General features: G+C 74.7%; 7 protein-coding genes, 3 pseudogenes and 1 riboswitch. Of the genes and pseudogenes, 1 reads left to right on the forward strand and 9 read right to left on the reverse strand.

Features of this window, described 5'->3' with window-relative positions; translation table 11 throughout:
• Positions 1–28: 28 nt before the first annotated feature.
• From WHN02_RS19230 to WHN02_RS19270, 9 genes and pseudogenes are all read right to left on the reverse strand, one after another.
• Positions 29–985 (reverse strand): ECF transporter S component, encoded by a 957-nt coding sequence (locus WHN02_RS19230; RefSeq protein WP_434740097.1) that lies wholly within the window; start codon positions 983–985, stop codon positions 29–31.
• Positions 982–2,612 (reverse strand): annotated as a pseudogene (locus WHN02_RS19235) (ABC transporter ATP-binding protein). The gene WHN02_RS19230 and the pseudogene WHN02_RS19235 overlap by 4 nt, the downstream one beginning before the upstream one ends.
• Positions 2,609–3,843: pseudogene (locus WHN02_RS19240) on the reverse strand (CbiQ family ECF transporter T component). Before WHN02_RS19240 ends, WHN02_RS19235 begins: the two co-directional pseudogenes overlap by 4 nt.
• Positions 3,836–4,758 (reverse strand): annotated as a pseudogene (locus WHN02_RS19245) (hypothetical protein). The pseudogenes WHN02_RS19240 and WHN02_RS19245 overlap by 8 nt, the downstream one beginning before the upstream one ends.
• The gene (locus WHN02_RS19250; RefSeq protein WP_434740098.1) at positions 4,755–6,209 is read right to left on the reverse strand and encodes a cell wall anchor protein; all 1,455 of its coding nucleotides are present in this window, start codon (positions 6,207–6,209) and stop codon (positions 4,755–4,757) included. Before WHN02_RS19250 ends, WHN02_RS19245 begins: the two are co-directional and overlap by 4 nt.
• A gap of 342 nt (positions 6,210–6,551) precedes the next feature.
• The gene (locus tag WHN02_RS19255; protein WP_434740099.1) at positions 6,552–7,040 is read right to left on the reverse strand and encodes a hypothetical protein; all 489 of its coding nucleotides are present in this window, start codon (positions 7,038–7,040) and stop codon (positions 6,552–6,554) included.
• Between the two features lie 17 nt (positions 7,041–7,057).
• Entirely contained in the window at positions 7,058–8,140 is a 1,083-nt protein-coding gene (locus WHN02_RS19260; protein ID WP_434740100.1) for a peptidase, read from the reverse strand.
• Between the two features lie 101 nt (positions 8,141–8,241).
• Positions 8,242–8,409: riboswitch (cobalamin riboswitch) on the reverse strand.
• A 28-nt stretch (positions 8,410–8,437) separates the two neighbouring features.
• Positions 8,438–9,007, reverse strand: a complete 570-nt coding sequence (locus WHN02_RS19265) for a GNAT family N-acetyltransferase (protein WP_434740101.1) — start codon at positions 9,005–9,007, stop codon at positions 8,438–8,440.
• A 77-nt stretch (positions 9,008–9,084) separates the two neighbouring features.
• Positions 9,085–10,374 (reverse strand): MFS transporter, encoded by a 1,290-nt coding sequence (locus WHN02_RS19270; RefSeq protein ID WP_434740102.1) that lies wholly within the window; start codon positions 10,372–10,374, stop codon positions 9,085–9,087.
• Positions 10,375–10,605: 231 nt separating this feature from the next.
• Here WHN02_RS19270 and WHN02_RS19275 point away from each other — a divergent pair, with 231 nt between their 5' ends.
• The gene (locus WHN02_RS19275; RefSeq protein ID WP_434740103.1) at positions 10,606–12,066 is read left to right on the forward strand and encodes an SDR family NAD(P)-dependent oxidoreductase; all 1,461 of its coding nucleotides are present in this window, start codon (positions 10,606–10,608) and stop codon (positions 12,064–12,066) included.
• Positions 12,067–12,085: the final 19 nt, after the last annotated feature.

The raw sequence follows: 12,085 nt of genomic DNA on the forward strand, positions 1-12,085 counted from the left end.
ACCCCGACAGGTCAGCCGAGGTGCGTGTTCACGCCTCCCCCGGCCGTCGCGCACCGGGTGTCCGCCGCTGCCACCGGCCCGCCACCGGGTCCGACGGCGACGGATCCGACGGCGTGCCGGCCGACGAGGGTGACGGGTCCGACGGCGGTGCGGCCGTCGGCGGCGGGTCCGTCGGCGTACCGGCCGACGAGGTCGGGACGAAGGTGATCGGTGCGCCGAACGCGGCGCGGCGGGCGGCCCGGCGCAGCACCGCCAACACGGCCGGCCCGGCGAGGACGACCACGACCGCCGTGGTGATCGCCCGTCCGGTGTCCCACCCGAACGTGGAGGTGACGGCGGTGAACACCACGAACCGGTGCAGGTTCTCCAGCACCGGGGCACCGGCGACGTAGGAGAGCTGGGTGTCGGCACCGATGCTGAAGGGCCAGAACCACAGGTTCATCAACAGCCCGTATCCGTACGCGGCCACCGCCCCGTAGCCCGCGAGGACGGCGATCTCGGCCCGGCCCCGCAACCGGGCGGGCAGCAGTCCGGCACCCAACCCGAACCAGGCGGCGGCCAGCATCTGGAACGGCAGCCACGGGCCGACGCCGGCGGTGAGCAGCGCCGAGGCGAACAACGAGATGGCACCGAGCAGGAACCCGAAGCCGGGGCCGAAGACCCGGCCGGCGAGGACGAGCAGGAAGAACACCGTCTCGATGCCGGCCGTACCCGCCCCCAGGGGACGGAGGGCGGCGTTGACCGCCGCGAGCACACCCAGCAGCGCCAGGGTCTTGCTGTCGATGCCACCCGAGCTGAGTTCGGCGACCACGACCGCCAGGAGCACCGGGAGCATCACGACGAAGACCAACGGGGCCTCGGTCGTCCGGGCGGTGGCCTCGGGCTGGGCGGACACGAAGAACGGCCAGGTGAAACTGGCGAGGGCGGCGAGTGAGGCCAACGTCAGGATGACAGCCGTCCGCGGGGAGACCCGCAGGGCGTTCACGCCCCGCCACCGGGGGCGGCCAGCGCCGAGGCGACCTGGTCGACGGTGAGCCACGGCTGGGGCGAGAGGACCTTGGCCACCTGCGGGGCGAAGGCCGGTGAGGCGAGCATGACGTCGGCGGCCGTACCGTCGGCGACGATCTCACCGTCGGCCATCACCACCACCCGGTCGGCGAGGACCGCGACGAGTTCGACGTCGTGGGTGGCCACCACCACCGCCCGACCGTCGGCCGCCAGGCGACGCACGATCGCGGCGAACTGCCGCTTGGCGAGGTAGTCCAGCCCACGGGTGGGTTCGTCGAGCAGGACCACCGGCGGGGCGGCGGTGAGTTGGACGGCGAGGACCAGGCCCAGCCGCTGCCCCTCGGACAGGTCGCGGGGGTGACGGTCGTCGGGCAGGCCGGGTACGAGCTGGTCGAGCAGGTCCCGGCAGGTGCCCGGGGGCGCGTCGGCCTCCCGGTCGGCCTGGGCGCACTCGTCGTGCACGGTCTCGAGGTAGAGCAGGTCGCCGGGGGTCTGCGGCACCAGACCGACGTGCCGACGGGCCCGGGGCGCGGACAGGGCCGACGGGTCGACGGCCCCGTCCGGGGCGGTGACGGTGACGGTGCCGCCCTGGCGGGGCCCGCTGCCCTGCACCGCCCAGAGCAGGCTGGACTTCCCGGAACCGTTGCGGCCCATCAGGGCCACGATCCGGCCCGGGTGCAGATCGAGGTCGACACCGGCGACCGCGACGGTTCCCGGGTAGCGCACCACCACGGCGCGGGCGGTCAGGACCGGCGCCGTGGGCGGCGGGGGCGGCGGCAGCGGCGGGCCGGCGGCGGGGAGCCGGCCGCGCAGTCCGCCGGCGCGGCGGCGGGCGTCGCGCACCGACAGGGGCAGCGGCGCCCACCCGGCGGTACGCCCCAACTCGACCAGAGGCGGGGCGATGTCGCTCCCGGCCAGGACGGCTGCCGGTTCACCGTCGACGACGGTGCCGTCACCGCCCAGGTACACGAGTCGGTCGGCGTACTGGACGACCCGTTCGAGTCGGTGTTCGGCCATGACGACCGTGACACCGAGGTCGTGCACCAGCCGGGTGACGGCGGCGATGACCTCCTCGGCGGCGGTGGGGTCCAGCGCCGAGGTCGGTTCGTCGAGGACCAGCACCCGGGGGTGGCTGGTGAGGACGGCACCGATGGCGACGCGCTGCTGCTGGCCCCCGGAGAGGGTACGCAGTGGCCGGTGGCGCAGCTCCGCGATGCCGAGCAGGTCGAGGGTCTCCTCGACCCGCTTGCGCATCACCGGCGCCGGGAGGGCCAACTGCTCCATCCCGTAGGCCAGCTCCTCCTCCACGGTGTCGGTGACGAATCCGTGGAGGGGGTCCTGCCGACGACCCCGACGACGTCGGCGAGGTCACGGGGCGGGTGGTGTCGGGTGTCGCGGCCGTCGACGCGTACCGCGCCGTGCAGGGTGCCGCCGGTGAAGTGCGGTACCAGGCCGTTGATCGCCCGTAGGAGGGTGGACTTGCCGGTCCCGGTCCGGCCGACGACGAGGCAGAGTTCCCCCTCGTCGATGCGGAGGGTGACATCGCGCAACGTCGGCGCTGCGGCCTCGGCGTAGCCGACGCTTACCCGGTCGAATTCGATCATCGTGAGGTTCCGGCTCCACTGTGCCGTACGGTCGGGTCGGTGCGGGTCGGGTCGGCCGGTGCCGTCGGTTCCCGGGGTGGTGGGGCGGGCCGACGGCCCTCGACCGGCCGCGCCGCGAGTGGGGGCGGGGGTGCCGCCCAGGCGGGCAGGACTGCGACGGCGACGGCGAGGACCACCAGCGGGGTCAGCTCGGGCCAGGTCAGGGGTGCCACCGGGGGTACAACCGGGCCGGGTCCACGGTGCCCGCCCAGACCATCAGTGCGGGGGTCACCGCGCCGCACCCGGCGACGAGGATCTCGGCGGGCCGCCACCGGTCGGGTCGGTAGCGGCTGCGGCGCACCTGACGGCCGGCGAGGAGCATCCCGGCCACCGCCGTGGTCAGCCCGGCCAGGAGCATCGGCAGACCGAGGTAGCCGGGGACCGTCGCGTCGAGCAGCCCGTAGGTGCCGGTGCAGACACCGACGAGGCCGACCAGGGCCAGGCCGGCGGTGAGGGCACGACGACCGGCGGGTACGGCGGCGGTGCGTCCGTACCCGCGGGAGTCCATCGCGGCGGCCAGGGCCAGCGAGCGGTCGAGGGCGTCGGCGAGGACCGGCAGGACGATGCCGCGCAGCGCCCGCAGGCCCCGCCCGGACCCACCGCGTAGTCGCCGGGCCCGCCGTACCCGCAGGACGCTCTCCACGAGCTGCGGAGCGACCGAGAGGGCGACCACCACTGCCGTGCTGACCGCGTAGAGCGCCCCGGGTACGGCCTTGAGCAGTCGTTTCGGGTTGGCCAGCGCGTTCGCGGCTCCGAGGCAGATCAGCATCGTCGCCAGCCGCAGCCCGTCGTAGAGCCCGCCGAGGAGTTGTTCGGCGGCGACCGGCCCGAACAGCCGGATCCCCGCCGCCCAGGCCGGCAGCGGGATCTCCGGGAGCCGGACCAGGATGTGTTCGCCCTGACCGCCGCCGAAGACGACGCGGAACACCACCCGCATCACCACGACGATCGCACCGAGGATCAGGTACATCCGGAACGCCAGCGCCCAGGGGGCGTCGCCCCGGCGGCGGACCACCACCAGCGCGGCGGCGGCCACGATCAGGGCCAGCGGCAACGGGTTCGTGGTGTAGCTGGCGGCGGTGGCGAGTCCGAGCGCCCAGAGCCACCAGGCCCCCGGGTGCAGGGCGCGGGGCAGGCGCCCGCCCTGCGGTGCCGGGTGCCCGGGGTGACCGCCGGGCACCCGGTCACTCATCCGGGGTGGTGCGACGCCGACGCCAGGTGGTGACGATCCCCCCACCGGCGACCGCCACCAGCAGGAGCAGCCCGGCCAGGGTGCCCAGGGGCGGGCCGCTGGTGTCACGTGCCGCGGTGACCTGCGTCGGCACCGGGGCGTCGGTGGGCGGTCCGCCGACCGGGGTCGACCCGGACGGTGGGGTCGGCGAGGGTACCGGCGGCGGGGTCGACGCCGAGGTGGTCGGGGTCGGTGGGATGGTCGGCACGGTCCCGCCGGTGGGGCCGCCCGGCGGCGGGGGTACGCCCTCGGTCGGGCCCGCACCCCCGGAGCGCCCACCGTGGGGCCGGGGGGTGCGGGCGGGCGGTCGTCGGGGCGCGTCACCGGGGGTGGCGCGGGCGGGGGCGCCGGGCGGGTCGGCTCGGGGCGGGGCGGGGGTTTCGGCCGCTGCGGTGCCGCTCCGGGACGGGGCGCGTCGTCCGGGCTGCGGTTGAGGGAGAACGACCAGCCCTCGAAGCTGCCGGCCGGCGGTCTGCGGTTGAGCACACCCTTGTCGCTGTAGGTCCACGACCCCCCGTCGGGTGCGTGCCAGTACGACCAGTAGGCGCTGGCCGGTGGGGTGTCGACGCACTTCTCGGCGGCGACCGACGGCCTGCCCTCGATGCGGCAGATGAACCCCTCGCCCCACCGCAGGGTGCCGGCGACCTGGAAGCCGGCGCCCTTGAGGGCGGTGAGTCCGCTGCTCTGCTCCCCGGGGGCGCAGCGCACCACGGTTCCCCCGCCGAGTTCCTTGAAGTCGACCACGACGGTGACCCCGGAGGCGTCCGGGCAGGGTCCGGCGGAGCCCTGCGCCGCCCGGACGGGGGTGGGTCCGCCGAGGGTGCCGGCGGCGGCGAGGGCGACGACGAGTCCCGTCCGGGTGACCGGACCGGTCACTGTGCCCGCCGTCGGGCGAACACGAGCAGCGCCACTCCCCCGGCGATGCTGCCCAGCGCGACCACCAGCCAGGTGACGATCGACGCGCCGGTGGTCGGCAGGGCACCGCCGGGAGCACCGGCGACCGGGGTGGTCGTGGTGGGCGCCGGCGACGGGGTGCTGCTCGGGCCGGGGGTGCTCGGCGTGGTGTCGGGCGTGGTGCCGGGGGTCGGTGAGGCGGTCGGCGCCCCGGTGGTGGGGGTCGCGGTGCCGGTGGGCGGGGGCGTGGGCTGGCCGGTCGGCGGGGGCTCACCGGGTCCACCGGTCGGGGTGGGCTCGGGGGACTGCGGCGGGTCGACGCCGATGCCACCCAGCGGCACCTGGGCCAGCCCGAGGATCGCCTGGGCGGTGGCGCGCCGCCACTGGTCCTTGTCGTTGTCGGCGATGCCCTGGCCGACCGCGGCGGCGTGGGCGTCGGTGTTGTAGGCGATGGCACCCGCCTCGGCGGCGGCGGCACCCCCGGTGGCGGCGGTGACCTGGAGGGCGGTCAGCGCGGTCGCCGCCCGCGCGGCCTCGCTGCTGCGGCCGGCGGCGGCGAGGGCCTGCCCGGCGAGTCCGGTGCTGTTGGAGTTGGCGCCGGTGGTCGGTCCGGAGCCGCCGAAGGAGCCGTCGGTGTGCTGCTGGGTCGCCAGCCAGTCCGCGCCCCGTCGGGCGGACTCGGCCGCCCCGGTGGCGCCGCCCTCGGCGGCGGCCAGGAGGGCCTGGACGGCCATCGCCGTGGAGTCGACGTCGAGGGTGGGCGTGCTCTGGTCGTCGCAGGAGGGCGACGGGCCGCCGTCGGCGTCGGGGTAGAGCCGGAAACCGCCGGCCCGGCACTGCTGGCGGACGAGGAAGTCGACAGTGGGCTGGGCCACCTCACCGCTGCGGGTCAGGCCCAGGACGGTGAAGGACTGGTCGAAGGTGTTGCTGGCGTCCGGGCCGGTGGCCTCGGTGGTCCGGCTGGTGATCCGGCCGTGCTGGTGGCCGGTGTCGGCGGCGGCGACCAGGGACAACGTCTCGGCCCGCAGGTCGTGTCCGCCGAAGTCGCGGGGGTCGGCACCGGTGGCGGTGGCGAGGTAGAGGAGTTTCGCCGTCGCGCCGCCGTCGGTGAAGCCCTCGATGCCGTAGTCGTCGTAGCTGTTGTAGGAGCGTACGTTCGCCGCGATCCGGGCGGTCGCGGCCGCACGGGTCGCCGGGGCCGCGCCGGTGGCGGCGAGGGCGAGCACCCCGTCGATGCTCAGTCCCCAGTCGACGCCGCCGAACGGGCCGGGCAGGGTCCCGTCGGTGAACTCGTCGGCGAGCCAGGTCGCGCCGTCACGGGCGGCGGCCGAGGTCGCGACGGCACCGTGCGGTGTGGCGACGAGGACGGCCAGGCTGGCCGCGGTGGCGACGAGGAGTCCGCCGCCGAGGCGACGGGTCCGGGAGGTGGGCATGGGGTGCCTTTCGCAGAGCGGTCGGTGGAAGCTCCGGAAGGCATCCGTGGGTCGACCGCGTCCGTCCGGTCGGACGGCGTGGCCGAGGATCCTCGGTGGCCCGGACTTCACCCTGTAGACCTCGACAGTGGAAGCCGCTCGTCCGCGGTGGGGCGTTCCGGCTCGCGATGGTTCGCTCACGGTTGCGGGTCAGCGCCGGCTTCTACCGGCTTCCCCCCACACAGGACGTATGCAGATGTGTACCCGGCGCACCGGGTGTCGACACGGTACCGCTCGTGGGCGCCACTGCGCCAGAGCGACGGTCGTCACCCGGTACGCCGGGTCAGGTGGGGCGATCCGGCGTCAGGGGGCGGTGATGCTCGGGGCGGTGCCGGTGCCGAAGCGCCAGCCCTCCACGGTGCCCGGTGCCGGGTTGTAGCTGCTCGCCCCGGAGGTGCTGTAGGTCCAGGGGCTGCCGCTACCGGCGGCGTGCCAGTACGACCAGTACGCGGTGGCGGGCGGGGTGTTGACGCACGGCTCGGTCGCGGAGGTCGGCTGCCCGTTGATCCGGCAGACGAAGGCGAGCCCCCATCGGGCGGTGCCGGTCACGGTGAATCCGGCGCCCTGCAGGGCGGCCAGCCCGGTGGCCGGGTCACCGACGTGACAGCCGACCTGGACCCCGCCGCCGAGGGGTCCGTAGTCGACCACGACGGTGACGCCGGTGGTGCCGGTGCAGGGGGCGGCCTGGGCGGCCTGGGGGGCGGGGTCGGCGGCGACCAGGCCGACGGCGACGACGGCTGCGGCGATCAGACCGGCCAGTCGCCTGCGGGTGGTGGAGATGGAACTGGACATCTGGACTCCTTCGAGGGTCAGAGGCAGGGCAGGCTGGGCGCGCCCGGCGTCGCGGTGGTGGTGGACAGGTGGGCGTACCCGGTGCCGGTCAGGCCGAGGACGGCCTGGGTGGTGGCCCGGACGGCGGTGGCCGGGTCGAAGGAGCCGCCGTCGAAGTCGATCGCCCCCCGGTCGGCGGGGGCCCCGGAGCAGCCGACCTGGAGCCCGACGAGGTGGATCCGGGCCCGCAGCCAGGCCAGCGGTCGGCCGCCGTCGCGGAGGGCCTGGGCGGCCAGGCCGGTGCTGTTGGCGTTGGACAGCCCGTCGGCGTTGGGGAAGCCTCCGTCGGTGCGTTGGACCGACACCAGCCACTGCAGACCGGCGGTGGCGTCGGCGGACCGGCCCGCGGCGCGCAGCGCCTGCACGGCCAGGGCGGTGGCGTCCACGTCGGAGACGCAGGTCGCCTGGGCGGCCACCACCGGGTAGCCGCCGTCGGCACACCGGATCCCGGCCAGCCACTGGGCGGCGGTGGCCGGTGCGCCCTGCGGGGTACGGGTCAGGGCGAGGATGGCGAACGACTGGCTGAAGGTGTTGCTGTAGTCGCCGTACGCGGACCGGTCGCTGAACCGGCCGTCGGGCGCCTGGAGCGACTGCAACCGGCTGACCAGGTCCACTCCACCCACGTCGGTGGGGTCGTCGCCGCGTACGGCGACGGTGAGGGCGAGCTTGGCGGTGGCTCCGGCGTAGGCCTCGGTGACCCCGTCGCCGAGGTACCCGTCGCGGATGTCCGCTCGGGTGACCCAGTCCAGGGCGTTCGCGCCGTAGTCGTCGGCGACCCCGGCGGCGGCGAACGCGAGGACGGCGTCGAGGGTCAGCCCCGCGTCGGGGTAGGCGACGCCGCCGAAGACCGCCTCGAAGCGTTCCCCGTCGACGAGTTGGCGTGCCAGCCAGCCGGCGGCGGCGGCCGGGCGGGGGGCCACGGCCTGGACGGCTGCCACGTCGGCGGGTGGCGCTGCGGGGGCGGCACCGGCGGGCGCGGCGACGCCGAGGGTGAGGGTGAACGCGGTGAGCACCGCGCTGGACAGGGTGAGCAGGCGGTGCCGGCTCGGGCGGGCGACCATCGGACGCGCCTTTCCGGCCCGGCGGTCGTCGAAACCCGGCCCGGCCTGCGCGGGGCAGGGCCGGTCGGCCTCCGACCCGTGGGCCACGACGGGTGAGGAGCGGGAACATCGCGGGTACGGCGGGTATTCGGGCTCGCCACCGAGGGGATCTCTCCTCGGTGGCCTACCGTTGCGGGCCAGCGCCGGACTTCGACCGGACTTCCCCCGCACGTACGCGCAGGTGTGCAGTTGTCGCGTCAGTCTCGTCTGCCGCAGCAGCGGATGTCAATGCGACATCCGTCGCGCCGGCCCGGCCCGCTACCGGGAGGCGGACAGCGGGAGGGACCGCACCAGCATCCGGTGTGAGCGCCAACCCGGGAAGGGAACGAGGTCGCCGACGTGCTGGAAGCGCAGGCGTTGCAGGGCGTGCCAGACCCGGGTGTTGGTCTCGGTGACGGCGAGGGTGACCCGCTCCTCACCACGACGGTCCAGCAGGTCGGTCATCATCCGGACGCCCAGGCGGTGGCGGCGGAACTCGGGCAGGACGAACGCCTCGCACACGGCGAAGGTCCGGTTCGGCCACTCGGTGGTCAGGGCGGTGTCGGTGACCGAGGTGAGGTCGCGCCACCACAGCGTCTCCGGCGGCAGTGGACAGCCCAGCACCGCCCCGACGAGTTCACCGGCGACGTAGCCGAGTGACCCCTCGAAGCCGTCGGCCTCGACCGTCCACCGGATCCGGTCGCTCGCCGGTGGGGTGCTGTGGTCGAGGAGGTGGAGGTCGTCGGCGTGGACCCGGTGGTAGACCTCGGTGAGCGCGTCGACGTCGACCTCGGTGGTGATCACGACCTCGTCGAGCAGGTCGCCGTGGGCAAGGGGTGTCGACGTCATCAGACTTCCTCCGGCATCAAGTTAGGTTAGGCATACCTAAGCAGATGGCGGATGTGGTGGGCAACCAACCCTCCCGGTCAGTGGGCGGCGACGCGGTCCGGATCGGACGCCACCACCACCGGTGGCACGTCCCCGACCCGTCCGTCCGGGCGGACCCGGTCACCGAAGCGCCGCTGGTGGACGACCCCGACCACGACACCGAGCCCGACGAGCACCGCGGCACCGGCAGCGACCGCCGGGTACCCGGTCCGGGCCGCGGCGACCAGACCGGCGGACGCCGCCAGGAAGGAGCAGACCAGGCCGAACGACGACAGCACTGTGAAGTCGGTGCCGCCGGTGTCCGGCCGGGAGTAGTCCATGTTGACCGTGTAGACGACCACGTTGAGCACCGTGTACGCCGACAGGAACCCCGCCAGGGCCGCGACCGTCGCCACCAGGGGGGCGTCGCCGTCCATCAGCGGCAGCAGCAGGACCGTGGAGACCACCAGCGCCACTCCCCCGCCGACCAGCACGGTGCGGCGGCCGAACCGTCCGATCCCGAGCCCGGAGAGCAGACCCGCCAGGATCGCCGGCACGCTGATCACCACCCCGGTCACCGTCCCGACCCGCTCCAGGGACCATCCGGCGTCCACAAGAGCCGGCGTGACCAGGGCGTACGCGGCACCGGCACCGACGTAGACCAGCGGCACCACGCCGAAGGTCCAGAGCCGGCACCCGGGTTGGCGCAGCACCGTCAACAGCGCCCGGTACGCCTCGCCGGTCGCCACCACCCGGTCGGCGCGGGGCGCCTCCCGGAACCGCCACACCACCACCAGCCCGACCGCGGTCAGGGCGGCCAGGAGCAGGATCGCCGGCACCCAGCCGAAACGGTCGTACACGACCACGCAGGCACCGCCGCCGAGCAGGTTGCCGAGGTAGCTGGCGGCGACCTGGATCCCGTTGCCGGTCCCGCGGGTCCGGGCGGAGAGCACGCGTACCGCCACGGCGTCGGCGGCGACGTCCTGGGTGGCGGACAGGACCACGTACCCGGCGCAGATCGCCACGACCGGGCCGAGCCGGTCGACCGGACTGTCGAACGGTGCCAGCGCCAGCAGGGCCAGGACCAGTCCGCTCTGGAGCACCAGCAGCCAGGACCGGTAGTGGCCGAGGCGACGGGAGCCGTACCTGTCGAGCAGCGGCGCCCAGAGGAACTTCAGCGGCCAGACCAGGCCGATGGCCTGCAACAGGCCCAGGGTCTGCAGGGAGGTGCCGCCGTCGCGCAGGATGGCGGCCAGCCCGACGGTGATGAATCCGATGCCCAGGTACTGGGTGACGTAGAGCGCGGTGAGCGTACCCAGCCCCGCCGCACGTTCCGATGGTTGCCGCACTCGTCCTCCCGGCCCGCCCCGCACTCGCAGAGTCAGGGAAGGCTAACCTAAGTCGTCGGGACCTGTGGGGGCGGGCGGCACCGGTCCCCGTCGATGCCCACCCGGGGGCGTCCAGGCCGGTGGACGGAGGCGGGATGCGGTGACGCCGGCGCGGTGCGTACAGTTTCGGGTCGGACTTCACGGGTGGGCCGGACAACCCCGGCGCAGGGACGGGATCGGGACATCAGCGGCATGACAGCGGACAACACCCTCGACGGCGGCCCCGACGGCATCGACCAGAGCCGGCTGGAGACCTGCCTGCGCGTCATCGAGGACCTGGCGGACCTGCCTCCCGACCACCCGGACGTGGTACGGGTCCAGCGGGCCACCGCCGGGCTCTACAAGACGATCAAGCAGCAGCGGCGGACGCGACGTCGGGAGGAGATCCTGACCGCCGACCTCGCCGTGACCGCCGCCACCGCCACCGGCGCACCGGGCCGCATCGACGACGAGACCCAGGGCATCCCGCTCGCCTCCCCCACCACCGGCACCACCGCCGGTGTCCTGCACCAGCCACGTGGCTGCTACGTCTGCAAACAGCGCTACCGCGAGGTGGACGCCTTCTACCACCAGCTCTGCCCCACCTGCGCCGCCGTGAACCGGGAACGCCGCGACGCCCGTACCGACCTGACCGGCCGACGGGCGCTGCTCACCGGGGGCCGGGCGAAGATCGGCATGTACATCGCGCTGCGGCTGCTACGCGACGGCGCGCACACCACCGTGACCACCCGCTTCCCGCACGACGCGGTCCGCCGCTTCGCCGCGATGCCCGACAGCGCGGACTGGCTGCACCGGCTGCGCGTCGTCGGGATCGACCTGCGCGACCCCGCCCAGGTGATCGCCCTGGCCGACTCGGTCAGCGCCCAGGGACCACTCGACATCCTGATCAACAACGCGGCGCAGACGGTCCGCCGCAGCCCCCAGGCGTACGCCCACCTCGTCGCCGCCGAGACGGCGGCCCTGCCCGAGGGTCCCCTTCCCGACGTGGTCACCTTCGCCGCCACCCCGGGCCGGGGTGAGACGGCCGGCAGCCTGACCGCGTCGCCCCCGCCGGTCCAGCTCACCCCGCACGCGCTCACCGCCCTGGCGTTGACCAGCGGATCCGCCTCCCCGGAACGGATCGCGGCGGCCACCGCCATCGACGCCGGCGGTCTCGTACCGGACCTCGACCCGGTCAACAGCTGGGTGCAGCGCGTACACGAGGTGGACCCGGTCGAGCTGCTCGAGGTGCAGCTCTGCAACGTCACCGCGCCGTTCGTCCTGGTCAGTCGGCTCCGGCCGGCGATGGCCGCCGCCTCGGCCCGCCGCAAGTACGTGGTGAACGTCTCCGCCATGGAGGGACAGTTCGGTCGCGGCTACAAGGGCCCCGGGCACCCCCACACGAACATGGCCAAGGCCGCGTTGAACATGCTGACCCGCACCAGCGCCCAGGAGATGCTCACCGACGGCATCCTGATGACGAGCGTCGACACCGGCTGGATCACCGACGAGCGGCCCCACCCGACGAAGATGCGGCTGGCCGACGCCGGATTCCACGCCCCCCTGGACCTGGTCGACGGCGCGGCCCGGGTGTACGACCCGATCGTGCGGGGCGAGCGGGGCGAGGACCTGTACGGCTGCTTCCTCAAGGACTACGTCCCCTGCGCCTGGTGACCGCCACCGGCGCGTGACG

The organism is Micromonospora sp. SH-82, from assembly GCF_051132485.1.
GTDB lineage: Bacteria > Actinomycetota > Actinomycetes > Mycobacteriales > Micromonosporaceae > Micromonospora.

What these genes read in the sequence shown, in the direction of transcription:
- WHN02_RS19250 (WP_434740098.1), bottom strand. Translation starts at nt 6,209, where the DNA reads ATGCCCACCTCCCGGACCCGTCGCCTCGGCGGCGGACTCCTCGTCGCC.
- WHN02_RS19255 (WP_434740099.1), bottom strand. Translation starts at nt 7,040, where the DNA reads ATGTCCAGTTCCATCTCCACCACCCGCAGGCGACTGGCCGGTCTGATC.
- WHN02_RS19260 (WP_434740100.1), bottom strand. Translation starts at nt 8,140, where the DNA reads ATGGTCGCCCGCCCGAGCCGGCACCGCCTGCTCACCCTGTCCAGCGCG.
- WHN02_RS19265 (WP_434740101.1), bottom strand. Translation starts at nt 9,007, where the DNA reads ATGACGTCGACACCCCTTGCCCACGGCGACCTGCTCGACGAGGTCGTG.
- WHN02_RS19275 (WP_434740103.1), top strand. Translation starts at nt 10,606, where the DNA reads ATGACAGCGGACAACACCCTCGACGGCGGCCCCGACGGCATCGACCAG.